This is a genomic window from Pseudomonas fluorescens (assembly GCF_001623525.1).
GTDB classification, from domain to species: Bacteria; Pseudomonadota; Gammaproteobacteria; order Pseudomonadales; family Pseudomonadaceae; genus Aquipseudomonas; species Aquipseudomonas fluorescens_Q.
This window is the reverse complement of record NZ_CP015225.1, coordinates 3,607,047-3,620,672: the sequence shown is the minus strand read 5'-3', so window position 1 is coordinate 3,620,672 and position 13,626 is coordinate 3,607,047. Positions and strand designations below refer to the sequence as shown.

Below are 13,626 nucleotides of genomic sequence, written 5' to 3'. Positions count from 1 at the left end.
CTCACACCTCGCCACTGACGGTGTCGTGCAGCGCGACCATCGCCTCCCGCGCCCAGCGTACGCTCAGATGCTGGCCGGTCTGGTGCTGCGCCGTGTTGTCGAGCCACTGGGTGTTGGCCTGGCTGAGGTTCAGGGTCTGGCCGTTGGCAAGTTTCAACTCGTAGCGCGTGGCGCTGCCCTGATATTGGATGTCGTGCAGCAGGCCGTGGACTTCGATCTCACCACTGGCCAACGGACCCTCGGCGAAACGCACGTGTTCCGGGCGAATCGAGAACGGCTGTGGATAACCGCTCAGTTCCCGGGCCAACTCGCCGCGGATCACGTTGGAGGTGCCGACGAATTCGGCGACGAAGGTGGTCGCCGGTTTCATGTACAGGTTGCGTGGGGTGTCGACCTGTTCGATGCGGCCCTTGTTGAACACCGCCACGCGGTCGGACATCGACAGTGCTTCGGTCTGGTCGTGGGTGACGAAAATGAAGGTGATGCCCAGCTGGCGTTGCAGCTTTTTCAACTCGCCCTGCATCTGTTCACGCAACTTCAAGTCCAGGGCGCCCAAGGGCTCATCGAGCAGCAACACCCGTGGGCGATTGACCAACGCACGCGCCAGGGCCACGCGTTGGCGCTGGCCGCCGGAGAGCTGCACCGGCTTGCGTTCGCCGTAGCCGCCCAGGGCAACCATCTCCAGCGCTTCGTCGGCGCGCTTGATGCGCTCGGCCTTGGCGACGCCTTTGACTTTCAGGCCGTAGGCCACATTGTCGCGCACGTTCATATGGGGGAAGAGGGCGTAATCCTGGAAAACCGTATTGACGTCGCGCTGGTATGGCGCGAGCCCGGTGGCCTCTTCGCCATGGATGCGGATCGAGCCGGCACTGGGTTGTTCGAACCCGGCGATCAGCCGCAGGCAGGTGGTCTTGCCCGAACCGGATGGGCCCAGCATGGAAAAGAACTCGCCGTCCTGGATGTCGATGCAAACCCGGTCAACGGCTTTCACATCGCCGAACTGACGGGATACCTGGGTGAATTGGACTGCAAGCGTCATGGTGCGGGGCTCCAAAAAGCGGGGCGGGTATGAAATTTCAGGGATTGGAATGCGATCCCGTGGCGAGGGAGCTTGCTCCCGCTGGGTGGCGCAGCCACCCCAAAACCAGCCGATGCGGTGGGTCAGGTCATACCGCGTTGGTCTGTTTTGGGCGTGCTGCGCACGCCAGCGGGAGCAAGCTCCCTCGCCACAGGGTTAAGCAGGTTCCCCCAAAACAGGTTAATGCGCTTTAGCGCCCGCCCATGATCGCAATGTAGTCCTGGGTCCAGCGACTGTACGGCACGAACTTGCCGCCCTCGGCCTGTGGGGTTTTCCAGAAGGCGATCTTGTCGAACTGATCGAAACCGTTGGTCTTGCAGCCCTCGGCGCCCAGCAGCTCGCTGCCCTTGCACGCCGCCGGCACCGCCGGCAAGGAGCCGAACCAGGCGGCGACGTCACCCTGGACTTTCGGTTGCAGCGACCAATCCATCCACTTGTACGCGCAGTTGGGGTGCTTGGCCTCGGCGTGCAACATCGTGGTGTCGGCCCAACCAGTGGCACCTTCTTTGGGAATGGTCGAGGCGATCGGTTGCTTCTCGTTCATCAGCCCGTTGACCTGATACGGCCAGGCGCCGGACGCCACCACGCCTTCGTTCTTGAAATCGCTCATCTGCACGGTGGTGTCGTGCCAGTAGCGGTGGATCAGCGGTTGCTGGCCCCGCAGCAATTCCAGCACGGCCTTGTACTGCGCCTCGTCGAGTTGGTAGGGGTCCTTGATGCCCAACTCAGGCTTGGCGGTCTTGAGGTACAGCGCCGCGTCGGCGATGTAGATCGGACCATCGTAGGCTTGCACGCGGCCTTTGTTCGGCTTGCCGTCGGGCAGGTTCTGGGCGCTGAACAGCACGTTCCAACTGGTGGGCGCCTGCTTGAACACGTCGGTGTTGTACATCAGCACGTTCGGGCCCCACTGGTACGGGGTGCCGTAGGTTTGCTGGTTGACCACGTACCACGGTGCATCCTTGAGGCGCGGATCGAGGTTTTTCCAGTTGGAGATCAGCGCGGTGTTGATCGGCTGCACACGCTTGCCGGCAATCAGCCGCAACGAGGCGTCGCCCGAGGCGGTGACCAGGTCGTAGCCACCCTTGGTCATCAGGCTGACCATTTCGTCGGAGGTGGCGGCGGTTTTCACATTGACCTTGCAACCGGTTTCCTTCTCGAAACCGGTGACCCAATCGTAAGCCTTGTCGCTTTCGCCGCGTTCGATGTAACCCGGCCAGGCGACGATATCCAGTTGGCCCTCGCCGGCGCCGACGGCCTTGAGCGGTTCGGCGGCCTGGAGGCTGACGCTGGTCAGCAGCGCCGTGGTGATTGCACTGAGCAATACGGTCTTGTGCGCGTACATGGAAATCCCTCTTGCTTTAATTATGGTCGGGGCAGTGTTTCAACGGGGTGAAGCGCCATTGAAGGCCTGTTATTAGAGTAGTGCTGTTATCTACAGATGCTGGCCGTGGCGGGCCATGATGTGGCGCACCACGCTGTAGTCCTGGAGCGAGTCACTGGACAGGTCTTTGCCATAGCCCGAGCGCTTCAGGCCGCCGTGGGGCATTTCGCTGACCAGCATGAAATGGCTGTTGATCCAGGTGCAGCCGTATTGCAGGCGCGCCGCCACTTGCATGGCCTTGTCCAGGTTTTGCGTCCATACCGAGGACGCCAGGCCGTATTCGGAGTCGTTGGCCCAGTCCACCGCCTGGCTGAGTTCGTCGAAGCGGGTCACGGTGACCACCGGGCCAAACACTTCGCGCTGGACGATTTCATCGCTTTGCTTGCAGCCGGCCAGCAGCGTGGGCTGGTAGTAGAAACCGGCGCCGGAATGCACCGCCGCGCCGGTGATGCGTTCGATGTGCGGCTGGCCGAGGGCGCGCTCGACGAAACTGGCGACGCGGTCGCGCTGGCGGGTGCTGATCAGCGGGCCGATCTCGTTGTCGGCGTCGCGCTTGCCGGCAAAGCGCAGGCTGCTGACCGCCGCACCGAGTTCGGCCACCAGGCGATCGTGAATCGCGCCTTGGGCGTAGATCCGGCACGCCGCGGTGCAATCCTGCCCGGCGTTGTAATAACCGTAGGTGCGCACGCCTTCGACCACGGCCTGGATGTCGGCGTCGTTGCACACGATCACCGGTGCCTTGCCGCCCAGCTCCAAGTGCGTGCGCTTGAGGGTTTTCGCTGCCGCCTGAAGGATCTTCTGCCCGGTGACGATATCGCCGGTCAGCGAGACCATGCGCACCTTGGGATGGCTGACCAGATGGCTGCCCACCCCTTCGCCGCCCCCGCAGAGGATATTGATGACGCCTCGAGGCAGGATCTGCGCCAGTGTCGGCGCCAGGGCCAGGATCGACAGCGGTGTGTGTTCCGACGGCTTGAACACCAGCGTATTGCCGGCGGCCAGGGCCGGGGCGATTTTCCACGCGGCCATCATGATCGGGTAGTTCCATGGTGCGATGGACGCCACCACGCCAATCGGGTCGCGGCGCACCATGCTGGTGTAGCCGGGCAGGTATTCGCCACTGAGCTGGCCGGTCTGGCAGCGCACGGCGCCAGCGAAGAAACGGAATACATCCACCGTCGCACTGAGGTCGTCCTGGCGCGCCAGGTACAGCGGCTTGCCGCAGTTCAGGGATTCGAGGCGGGCCAGTTCATCGGCGTTCTTTTCGATGGCGCTGGCAATGTCCAGCAGCAGGTTCGAGCGTTGTTGCGGCGTGGTGCGCGACCAGCCGTCGAAGGCGCGATGGGCGGCGAGGATCGCGGCTTCCACCTGTTCAGTGCTGGCCTCGGCGATGTGAGCCACCACTTCGCCGGTGGCCGGGTTGAGAATCGGCTCGACAATGCCTGCACCGGGAACGAGTTCCCCGTCGATCAGCAACGCGGTGCACAACGGGGTTTGCATACCAGCCATGTCCGATTTCTCTTTTTATGTCGGTTGAAACACCGAACCTGTGGGGGCGAGCTTGCTCGCTCCCACAATGGAATGGGGTGATGCAGCAAGACTAGTGCTCAGCCTCAAGGCCGACAAATTCGAAATACTCAAGGCTGCGTTCGATTAAATAGATGGCTTGCGCCCGCCATGAGGCTGCTCCCGGGCGACGGCCAGGAACGGGTCGACCGACGCCGGTCGCGCCGTGCCCCGGCGCCAGGCCAGGCCGACGTCGAGGGTCTGGTTGAGGTCGGCAATCGGTCGTGCTTCGATGATGTCACCCTCCAGCGACCAAGGCCGGTAGGTCATGTCCGGCTGGATCGACACGCCCAACCCCGCCGCCACCAGGCTGCGCACCGCTTCGGTCGATGCCGTACGCAGGGTGATCTTCGGTTGCAGGCCGGCACCGCGCCACAGGCGTTGGGCGTTACGGTCCATTTCATCGACGTTCAGCTGGATCAGCGGCTCGCGGGCCACGTCGGCCAGGTTGATGCTGTCGTGTTCCAGCAATGGGTGCTGCGCCGGCAGCCACAAGCGGTGTGGTGAATGCGTCAGCACTTCGGTCTGCAAGGCATGGCGGTCTTCCAGGTTGGACAGGATCAACACCCCGACGTCGATTTCGCCGCTGACCAGCAAATGCTCGATGTAGGGCCGCTCGTCCTCCATCACCCGGATTTCCACGTTGGGATAGGCGCGCTGGAAACGGGTCAGCAGGTCCGCCAGGTAATAGCCGGCGACCAGGCTGGTGACGCCGATGGTGACTTGGCCGGCGACCTGGTCGGTGCTCTGTTGCAGGCTGCGCTTGGCGTTGTCGACCGTAGCCAGGATCAAATGGGCCTGGCGCAGGAATTGATGACCCTGATGGGTCAGGGTCATGCCTTTGGCGTGGCGGTTGAACAGGCTGACGCCGATTTCCTGCTCCAGTTGCTGGATGGCCAGGGTCAAGGTCGACTGGGAAATGAACGCCGTTTGCGCAGCGGCGGAGATCGAGCCGGTTTCGGCCACAGCGATGAAATGGCGGATCTGGCGCAGGGTCATCATGGTCGAATACCCGGAAGGCGGTTTTATCAATGTGCTGGAGTGTATATCGTTTTTTTAGAAGGGTAGGTAAGTGTGTCTTTGAATGAGCCAGGCAACATCTGGAAGCAATCTCGCCAACGGCGCCGGGGCACTTTCGATCTACGCTGGTGGCCTTAAGTTGACCCGAATAGGTGGAGACAACAAATGAACACCCGTGGATTGCTCGATCAGCTTCTCAAGTCCGGCCAGGAAATGTTGCAGAACAAGGCTGGCGGGTCCCAAGGCAAGTCATCCGGCGGTCTGGGTGGATTGCTCGGCGGCTCCGGCAACCTGGGCGGGATGCTTTCCGGCGCGGGCGGCGGGGCACTGGCCGCCGGGGCCATGGGCCTGTTGCTGGGCAACAAGAAAGCCCGCAGCTTCGGCGGCAAGGCCTTGGCTTATGGCGGTCTCGCAGCCTTGGGCGTGATCGCCTACAAGGCCTACGGCAACTGGCAGGCCCAGCAAGGCACCGCGCCGAGATCCGAACCGCAGACCCTCGACCGTGTACCCCCGGCGCAGGTCGAGCAGCACAGCCAGGCGATCCTCAAGGCGCTGGTGGCGGCGGCCAAGGCCGACGGCCATGTGGACGAGCGCGAGCGGCAGTTGATCGAAGGCGAGTTCACCAAGCTCGACAACGACCAGGAACTACAACACTGGCTGCACGCCGAACTCAACAAGCCCCTGGACCCCACCGACGTCGCCCGCGCCGCCAGCACCCCGGAGATGGCGGCAGAAATGTACATCGCCAGCGTAATGCTGGTGGACGAGGAAAACTTCATGGAGAAGTCCTACCTCGATGAACTGGCGCGCCAACTCAAATTGGAGCCGGGGTTGAAAGTGGAACTGGAAAAACAGGTGCGCCAGGCGACCGCCTAGAACAGCCCCAGCGCTATTCCCTGATCCACCGCCATCGCGAGCAGGCTCCCACAGAAGGGCGCAACCCCCTGTGGCGAGGGAGCTTGCTCCCGCTGGGTGGCGCAGCCGCCCCAAACCAGCCGATGCGGTGGGTCAGCTCATACCGCGTCGGTCCGTTTGGACGTGCTCCGCACGCCAGCGGGAGCAAGCTCCCTCGCCACAGGGCTCTCATCTGGCCCTGGGCGATTAATGAACCTTGCCTTCGCCCCACGCCGCCCTTAAGTCACCACGCAACCCTCGGCTATACTCCCCAGCATTTTCAAGTGCCCGAGGTTTTACTGTGAAGAATTGGACATTGCGCCAACGCATCCTGGCGAGTTTTGCGGTGATCATCGCCATCATGCTGTTGATGGTGGTTGTCTCGTACTCACGGTTGTTGAAGATCGAGGACAGTGAAGAAAACGTCCGGGTCGATGCGGTGCCCGGGGTGTATTACAGCTCCATGATTCGCGGTGGCTGGGTGGACAGCTACGTCTTGACCCAGCAGATCGTCGGCCTTTCGGGTAACCGGGAAATCACCGCTGAGGACAAGGCCCGCTACCAGGGCTTCGAGCAGCACCTGCGCGAAGAAATACAGAACTATCAGAAACTGATCCAGGCCCCGGCCGACCAAGTCTCTTTCGACGAGTTCGAAGTCAATCACCAGGATTTCAACAAGGCCTTGGCGAAGGTCCTGGACCTGTATCAGCGCAAGGATTACGAAGGGGCGCGACTGGCGTTGAACACAGAGCTGACCAAGGCGTGGCTCGACGGCCGCGGGCACTTGAACCAGATCATCGAGCGCAATCGCGAACTGGCGCAAAGTGCCACCCAGACCATTGGCGATGCGGTAACGGCGGCCAAGGTCGCCATGGGCCTGTCGTTACTGGTCGCGCTGGTCGTCGCCGTACTCTGTGGCCTGTTACTGATGCGGGCGATCATGGGGCCGATGAACCGCATCGTCGAGATCCTCGAGATCATGCGCAGCGGCGACCTGAGCGGGCGCCTGAACCTGGCGCGCAAAGACGAATTCGGTGCCGTGGAAACCGGCTTCAACGACATGATGGCCGAGCTGACCTCACTGGTGTCCCAGGCCCAGCGTTCATCCGTGCAGGTCACCACCTCGGTCACCGAGATCGCTGCGACCTCGCGCCAGCAACAGGCCACGGCCACCGAAACCGCCGCCACCACCACTGAGATCGGCGCGACCTCCCGGGAAATCGCCGCCACCTCCCGAGACCTGGTGCGCACCATGACTGAAGTGTCCACCGCCGCAGACCAGGCCTCGGTGGCCGCTGGCTCCGGCCAGCAAGGCCTGGCGCGCATGGAGGAAACCATGCATTCGGTGATGGGTGCCGCCGATCTGGTGAACGCCAAGCTGGCGATCCTCAACGAGAAGGCCGGCAACATCAACCAAGTGGTGGTGACCATCGTCAAAGTGGCCGACCAGACCAACCTGTTGTCCCTCAACGCGGCCATCGAGGCCGAAAAGGCCGGTGAGTACGGTCGTGGTTTCGCCGTGGTCGCCACTGAAGTACGACGCCTGGCCGACCAGACCGCCGTGGCGACCTATGACATCGAGCAGATGGTGCGCGAGATCCAGTCCGCGGTATCGGCCGGCGTGATGGGCATGGACAAGTTCTCCGAAGAAGTGCGCCGAGGCATGGCCGAAGTGCAACAGGTGGGTGAGCAACTGTCGCAGATCATCCATCAGGTCCAGGCCCTGGCACCGCGGGTGTTGATGGTCAACGAAGGCATGCAGGCCCAGGCCACCGGTGCCGAGCAGATCAACCACGCCCTGGTGCAACTGGGCGATGCCAGCAGCCAGACCGTGGAGTCCCTGCGCCAGGCCAGTTCCGCCATCGACGAGCTGAGCCAGGTAGCCGTAGGGCTGCGCAGCGGCGTCTCGCGTTTCAAAGTCTGATGGGTGAACTCGAGACCCGGCGTGGCGCCGCACCGACGGCCCGCCAGTCGTTGTTCCTGGTGTTCTGCATCGGCAACGAACGTTACGCCCTGCAGGCCATCGATGTGGTGGAAGTGCTGCCGCGCCTGCCCCTCAAACCGATCGCCCGGGCGCCGTCCTGGGTGGCGGGGGTGTTTGCCTGGCGTGGCACGGTGGTGCCGGTGATCGACCTGTGCGCCCTGACCTTTGGCCAGAGCGCCGAGGCCCGGACCAGTACGCGACTGGTGCTGGTGCGCTATCAGGGCGACGCGCAACAAACGGGGCAGGTGCTGGGCCTGATCCTGGAACAGGCGACCGACACCGTGCGCTGTGACCCGGCCGATTTCAAACCCTATGGCCTGGACAACCGGCAGGCGCCGTACCTCGGCCCGGTACGCGAAGATGCCCAGGGGTTGCTGCAATGGGTGCGGGTCAATGACCTGCTCGATGAATCCGTTCGGGCGCTGCTGTTTCCTGCGCCGCCGCTGGACCTCGACGACCTCGGGGCAACGCCATGAACAACGACCAGCGTTTTTTCGATTTTCTCAAGGAGCGCATCGGCCTGGATGTGACCTCCGTCGGCACCGCGATCATCGAGCGGGCCGTGCGCCAACGGATCAGTGCCGTGCCCGGGCGAACCGCCGATGAGTATTGGCAGGCCCTGCAGCATTTGGCCCCGGAGCAGCAGGCGCTGATCGAAGCGGTGATCGTCCCGGAGACCTGGTTCTTCCGCTACCCCGAATCCTTCGCCACCCTCGCCAGGCTGGCCGTCAAGCGCCTGGCCGAGATCAAGCACCTGCGCGCGCTGCGCATCCTCAGCTTGCCGTGTTCCACCGGCGAAGAACCTTATTCGATTGCCATGGCCTTGCTCGACGCGGGCCTGGGGCCACATCAGTTCAAGGTCGACGGCCTGGATGTCAGCCCGCTGTCGGTGGCGCGGGCCAGGGAAGCGCGTTACGGCAGGAATTCCTTCCGTGGCGCGGAGCTGGGTTTTCGCGAGCGCTACTTCGACGCCGAAGACGAGGGCTACCGCCTCAGCGAGCGGGTGCGCGAACAGGTGCGTTTGCAAGTGGGCAACCTGCTGGATCCGGCCTTGTTGGTGAACGAGGCTCCTTACGACTTTGTGTTCTGTCGCAACTTGCTGATCTATTTCGACCAGCCGACCCAGCAGCAGGTGTTCGAGGTGCTCAAGCGCCTGACCCATCAGGACGGTGTGCTGTTTATCGGCCCTGCCGAGGGCAGCTTGCTGGGCCGATTGGGCATGCGCTCGATCGGGATTGCCCAATCGTTCGCCTTCAGCCGCCAGGGGGCACCCGAGCCGCAACCGTTGCCGGCCTTGATGCCGACCCCGCTGCCGGTTCGTCAGCCACCGCCCCGCGTTGTCCCGCCGGTGATTCGGCCGCGGCCGTTTGCGGCAAGCGTGACGCCGATTGCCGAACCCAAAAGCAGTGACGCTGCGGCCTTGCTGGCCAATATTGCTGCCCTGGCCAACGGTGGCAAAAGCGCCGAGGCCCGCGTGGCCTGCGAGGCCTACTTGCGCAGCCACGCGCCAAACGCCCAGGTGTTCTATTGGTTGGGCCTGCTCAGCGACATGGCTGGCAGCGCCCTTGAAGCCCAGGGTTTTTATCGCAAGGCGCTTTATCTTGAACCGCAACACGCCGAGGCCCTGGTGCATCTGGCGGCGCTGCTGGCTTCCCAGGGAGACGCGGCCGGAGCCCGTCGATTGCAGGAACGCGCCGCCCGTAGCGGGCGCGCGGCAGACAGTGAGCACAAACGATGAGCGGTTCGGCTTCTTACACCGTTACCCATGACGATGCCCAGGCTATCGACGACTGCTGGAATCGCATCGGCGTGCATGGCGACAAATCCTGTCCGTTGTTGGTCGAGCATATTCACTGCCGCAATTGCTCGGTGTATTCGGCGGCCGCCACCCGGCTGCTCGACCGTTATGCCTTGCCGCAGGATCAGCGGGATCTGTCTCTTGCCCCCGCGGACACCGATGCGGTCACGCGCTCGCTGTTGATGTTCCGCCTCGGCGAGGAATGGCTGGGCCTGACGACGCGCAGCCTGGTGGAAGTGGCGCCGTTGCAGCCGATCCATTCCTTGCCCCACCAGCGCTCGCGGGCCTTGTTGGGGGTGGCGAATGTACGCGGGGCGCTGGTGGCCTGCCTGTCGCTGGTGGAGCTGTTGGACCTGGAACCCGGCACAGCGGTGCTTTCCGGCGCACGGGTGATGCCGCGCATGTTGATTGTCGCGGCCAAGGGCGGGCCGGTGGTGGTGCCGGTGGATGAGGTCGACGGCATCCACGCCATCGATGAACGCGTCCTGGCGAGCGCTTCGCAATCGACGGGCAAGTACACCCGTGGTGTGCTGCCCTTCAAGGGCCGCAGCCTGCGCTGGCTGGATGAAGAACAACTGCTGTCCGCCGTGGCTCGGAGCCTGTCATGACCCCTGACCAGATGCGCGACGCCTCGTTGCTGGAGCTGTTCAGCCTGGAAGCCGAAGCCCAGGTCCAGGTGCTGAGTGCCGGCCTGCTGGCCCTGGAGCGCGATCCGACCCAGGCCGATTACCTGGAGTCGTGCATGCGCGCGGCGCATTCCCTCAAGGGCGCGGCACGCATTGTCGGGGTGGACGCTGGCGTCAGCGTGGCCCATGTGATGGAAGATTGCCTGGTCAGCGCCCAAGAGCAGCGCCTGGTGCTGGGCGCTGAACACATCGATGCCTTGCTGCAAGGTACTGACCTGCTGATGCGCATCGCCACCCCGGGCAACAGCGTCGGTGCCCCGGATATCGACGCCTATGTGGCGTTGATGGGGCGGCTGCTTGATCCCAACGCGCCACAGGCCCCGGCAGTGGTCTTACCCAGCGTCGAGACAGCGGTCGAGCCGCTACGCATCGAGCTGCCGGACGTGGAACCGCCTCCGGCAACGGAGCCGGCCCCCCAGCGCAAACGGGTCACCGAAGGCGGCGAGCGGGTCTTGCGGGTCACGGCCGAACGCCTCAACAGCTTGCTCGATCTGTCGAGCAAGTCCCTGGTGGAGACTCAGCGCCTCAAGCCCTGGCTGGCGACGATGCAGCGGCTCAAGCGCCAGCAAAGCACCGGTTTGCGTGCCCTTGAAGAGCTGAATGTACACCTCAAGGACCATGCCCTGAGCCTGCAAGCCCAGGAAGCCCTTGGCGATGCCCGCCGTTTGCTCGCCGAAACCCAGCAATTGCTGGCGCAGAAAACCGCCGAGCTGGATGAGTTCGCCTGGCAGGCCAGTCAGCGGGCGCAGGTGCTGTACGACACGGCGCTGGCCTGCCGCATGCGCCCATTCGCCGATGTGCTTTCGGGTCAGGCACGCATGGTCCGTGACCTGGGCCGCAGCCTGGACAAACAGGTGCGCCTGGAGATTGAAGGCGAGAAAACCCAGGTCGACCGCGATGTACTGGAAAAGCTCGAAGCGCCACTGACCCACTTGCTGCGCAACGCCGTGGACCACGGCATCGAACCCCCGGAACAACGGATACTGGCCGGCAAGCCTGCCGAAGGCGTGATCCGCCTGCGCGCCTCCCATCAGGCCGGCCTGCTGGTCCTGGAATTGGCGGACGATGGCGCCGGGGTGGACCTGGAACGGGTGCGCCGCAGCATCGTCGAGCGCGGCCTTTCCCCTGAGCAAACCGCCGCCAGCCTGAGCGAAGAGGAACTGCTGACTTTCCTGTTCCTGCCCGGTTTCAGCTTGCGCGACAAGGTCACCGAAGTGTCCGGGCGCGGCGTCGGCCTGGACGCGGTCCAGCACATGGTCCGGCAACTGCGCGGCGCGGTGGTGCTGGAGCAGACGGCGGGCGAGGGCAGTCGTTTCCATCTTGAGGTGCCGCTGACGCTGTCGGTGGTGCGCAGCCTGGTGGTGGAAGTCGGCGATGAAGCGTACGCCTTTCCCCTGGCCCACATCGAACGCATGTGCGACCTGGCGCCGGAAGACATCGTTCAGGTCGAAGGCCGCCAGCATTTCTGGCACGAAGGCCGGCATATCGGGCTGGTGGCCGCCAGCCAGTTGCTCAATCGCCCGGCGACGCAAGGCAGCAACCAAACCCTCAAGGTCGTGGTGATTCGCGAGCGCGAGACGATCTACGGCGTGGCGGTGGAGCGCTTCATCGGCGAGCGAACCCTGGTGGTCCTGCCCCTGGACGAGCGCCTGGGCAAGGTCCAGGACATTTCCGCCGGGGCCTTGCTCGACGACGGCTCAGTGGTGTTGATTGTCGATGTCGAAGACCTGCTGCGTTCGGTGGACAAGTTGCTCGATACCGGACGCCTGGAGCGCATCGCCCGGCAGAACCAGGCCCAGGCCCCGCGCAAGCGGATCCTGGTGGTGGACGATTCCCTGACCGTGCGCGAGCTGCAACGCAAGTTGTTGCTCAATCGCGGCTACGACGTCGCCGTGGCGGTGGATGGCATGGACGGCTGGAACGCATTGCGCTCGGAGGATTTCGATTTGCTGATCACAGACATCGACATGCCGCGCATGGACGGCATCGAGCTGGTGTCGCTGTTGCGGCGTGACAACCGACTGCAATCGCTGCCGGTGATGGTGGTGTCCTACAAGGATCGTGAAGAAGATCGTCGCCGTGGCCTCGACGCCGGCGCCGACTATTATTTGGCCAAGGCGAGTTTCCATGACGACGCCTTGCTTGATGCCGTGGTCGAATTGATCGGAGGGGCGCGCGCTTGAAGATCGCCATCGTCAATGACATGCCCCTGGCGGTCGAGGCCCTGCGCCGGGCCCTGGCGTTCGAGCCGGCGCATCAACTGGTCTGGGTGGCGGCCAACGGGGCCGAGGCGGTGCAGCGTTGCGCCGAGTACACCCCGGACCTGATCCTGATGGATTTGCTCATGCCGATCATGGATGGTGTGGAGGCCACCCGGCGGATCATGGCCGACAGCCCCTGCGCGATCGTGATTGTCACCGGGGACAGCCAGCAGAATGTCCACCGAGTGTTCGAGGCCATGGGCCATGGCGCGCTGGATGTGGTCGATACCCCGGCCCTGGGCGTCGGTAACCCGGCGGACGCGGCGGCACCGCTGTTGCGCAAGATCACCAACATCGGCTGGCTGATCGGTGAACGCAACAAGCATGAGCGCCCCGCGCCGGCGGCGCAGCGTGCGGCAGTGTCGCGCAAGAGCCTGGTGGCCATCGGGTCGTCGGCGGGCGGGCCGGCGGCGCTGGAAGTGCTGCTCAAGGCGCTGCCGCGTGACTTTGCCCCGGCCATCGTGCTGGTCCAGCATGTGGACGAGGTGTTCGCCGCAGGCATGGCCGAGTGGCTGGGCAGCGTGTCGGGCCACACGGTGCGCCTGGCCCGGCACGGCGAGACGCCGCAAAGTGGCACGGTGTTGCTGGCCGGGACCAACCATCATCTGCGTTTGTTGAAGGACGGCACCCTGGCCTACACCGCCGAGCCGGTGAACGAGATCTACCGGCCCTCCATCGACGTGTTTTTTGAAAGTGTTGCCCAGTACTGGAGCGGTGACGCGGTGGGCGTATTGCTCACCGGCATGGGCCGCGACGGTGCACAAGGGCTTAAACTCATGCGCCAGCAGGGCTATGTGACCGTTGCCCAGGACCAGCGCAGCAGCGCGGTGTACGGGATGCCCAAAGCGGCGGCCGCCATCGACGCCGCCGTCCATATTCTCGCCCTGGACGCTATCGCGCCACGGTTGTTGGAGATTTTTACCCCATGAAGAATTCCGCCCGCGTTGCCTCAGGCCGT

At 64.0% G+C, this 13,626-nt stretch carries 11 protein-coding genes; 7 read left to right on the top strand and 4 right to left on the bottom strand.

Annotation, left to right across the window (positions count from 1 at the left end; genetic code table 11):
- Nucleotide 1 precedes the first annotated feature (1 nt).
- The 4 genes from TK06_RS15635 to TK06_RS15620 form a co-directional block, all read right to left on the bottom strand.
- A complete protein-coding gene (locus TK06_RS15635; protein ID WP_014336742.1) occupies nucleotides 2-1,039 on the bottom strand; it encodes an ABC transporter ATP-binding protein in 1,038 nt (345 codons plus the stop codon).
- A gap of 229 nt (nucleotides 1,040-1,268) precedes the next feature.
- Complete coding sequence (gene ydcS / locus TK06_RS15630; RefSeq protein WP_063322812.1) at nucleotides 1,269-2,420, bottom strand: putative ABC transporter substrate-binding protein YdcS; 1,152 nt, start codon at nucleotides 2,418-2,420, stop codon at nucleotides 1,269-1,271.
- 90 nt (nucleotides 2,421-2,510) lie between these two features.
- Nucleotides 2,511-3,968 (bottom strand): gamma-aminobutyraldehyde dehydrogenase, encoded by a 1,458-nt coding sequence (locus TK06_RS15625; protein ID WP_063322811.1) that lies wholly within the window; start codon nucleotides 3,966-3,968, stop codon nucleotides 2,511-2,513.
- A 144-nt stretch (nucleotides 3,969-4,112) separates the two neighbouring features.
- Nucleotides 4,113-5,027, bottom strand: coding sequence for a LysR family transcriptional regulator (locus TK06_RS15620; RefSeq protein ID WP_018611075.1), 915 nt, complete (start codon nucleotides 5,025-5,027; stop codon nucleotides 4,113-4,115).
- A gap of 183 nt (nucleotides 5,028-5,210) precedes the next feature.
- On the opposite strand from TK06_RS15620, the gene TK06_RS15615 reads away from it, so the two are divergent.
- From TK06_RS15615 to TK06_RS15585, 7 genes are all read left to right on the top strand, one after another.
- Nucleotides 5,211-5,921 (top strand): tellurite resistance TerB family protein, encoded by a 711-nt coding sequence (locus tag TK06_RS15615; protein WP_063322810.1) that lies wholly within the window; start codon nucleotides 5,211-5,213, stop codon nucleotides 5,919-5,921.
- Nucleotides 5,922-6,240: 319 nt separating this feature from the next.
- Nucleotides 6,241-7,863 (top strand): methyl-accepting chemotaxis protein, encoded by a 1,623-nt coding sequence (locus tag TK06_RS15610; protein WP_063322809.1) that lies wholly within the window; start codon nucleotides 6,241-6,243, stop codon nucleotides 7,861-7,863.
- Nucleotides 7,863-8,399 carry a chemotaxis protein CheW gene (locus tag TK06_RS15605; RefSeq protein ID WP_063322808.1) on the top strand — a complete coding sequence of 179 codons (537 nt, stop codon included), beginning with the start codon at nucleotides 7,863-7,865 and terminating at the stop codon, nucleotides 8,397-8,399. The genes TK06_RS15610 and TK06_RS15605 overlap by 1 nt, the downstream gene beginning before the upstream one ends.
- Nucleotides 8,396-9,661: a CheR family methyltransferase gene (locus TK06_RS15600; RefSeq protein WP_063322807.1), complete on the top strand. Its 1,266-nt coding sequence runs from the start codon at nucleotides 8,396-8,398 to the stop codon at nucleotides 9,659-9,661. Before TK06_RS15605 ends, TK06_RS15600 begins: the two co-directional genes overlap by 4 nt.
- Entirely contained in the window at nucleotides 9,658-10,329 is a 672-nt protein-coding gene (locus tag TK06_RS15595) for a chemotaxis protein CheW (RefSeq protein WP_063322806.1), read from the top strand. Before TK06_RS15600 ends, TK06_RS15595 begins: the two co-directional genes overlap by 4 nt.
- Complete coding sequence (locus TK06_RS15590; RefSeq protein WP_063322805.1) at nucleotides 10,326-12,590, top strand: hybrid sensor histidine kinase/response regulator; 2,265 nt, start codon at nucleotides 10,326-10,328, stop codon at nucleotides 12,588-12,590. The genes TK06_RS15595 and TK06_RS15590 overlap by 4 nt, the downstream gene beginning before the upstream one ends.
- Nucleotides 12,587-13,597 carry a chemotaxis response regulator protein-glutamate methylesterase gene (locus tag TK06_RS15585; protein ID WP_063322804.1) on the top strand — a complete coding sequence of 337 codons (1,011 nt, stop codon included), beginning with the start codon at nucleotides 12,587-12,589 and terminating at the stop codon, nucleotides 13,595-13,597. Before TK06_RS15590 ends, TK06_RS15585 begins: the two co-directional genes overlap by 4 nt.
- Nucleotides 13,598-13,626: the final 29 nt, after the last annotated feature.

What these genes read in the sequence shown, in the direction of transcription:
- TK06_RS15635 (WP_014336742.1), bottom strand. Translation starts at nt 1,039, where the DNA reads ATGACGCTTGCAGTCCAATTCACCCAGGTATCCCGTCAGTTCGGCGAT.
- ydcS (WP_063322812.1), bottom strand. Translation starts at nt 2,420, where the DNA reads ATGTACGCGCACAAGACCGTATTGCTCAGTGCAATCACCACGGCGCTG.
- TK06_RS15625 (WP_063322811.1), bottom strand. Translation starts at nt 3,968, where the DNA reads ATGGCTGGTATGCAAACCCCGTTGTGCACCGCGTTGCTGATCGACGGG.
- TK06_RS15620 (WP_018611075.1), bottom strand. Translation starts at nt 5,027, where the DNA reads ATGATGACCCTGCGCCAGATCCGCCATTTCATCGCTGTGGCCGAAACC.
- TK06_RS15615 (WP_063322810.1), top strand. Translation starts at nt 5,211, where the DNA reads ATGAACACCCGTGGATTGCTCGATCAGCTTCTCAAGTCCGGCCAGGAA.
- TK06_RS15605 (WP_063322808.1), top strand. Translation starts at nt 7,863, where the DNA reads ATGGGTGAACTCGAGACCCGGCGTGGCGCCGCACCGACGGCCCGCCAG.
- TK06_RS15600 (WP_063322807.1), top strand. Translation starts at nt 8,396, where the DNA reads ATGAACAACGACCAGCGTTTTTTCGATTTTCTCAAGGAGCGCATCGGC.
- TK06_RS15595 (WP_063322806.1), top strand. Translation starts at nt 9,658, where the DNA reads ATGAGCGGTTCGGCTTCTTACACCGTTACCCATGACGATGCCCAGGCT.
- TK06_RS15590 (WP_063322805.1), top strand. Translation starts at nt 10,326, where the DNA reads ATGACCCCTGACCAGATGCGCGACGCCTCGTTGCTGGAGCTGTTCAGC.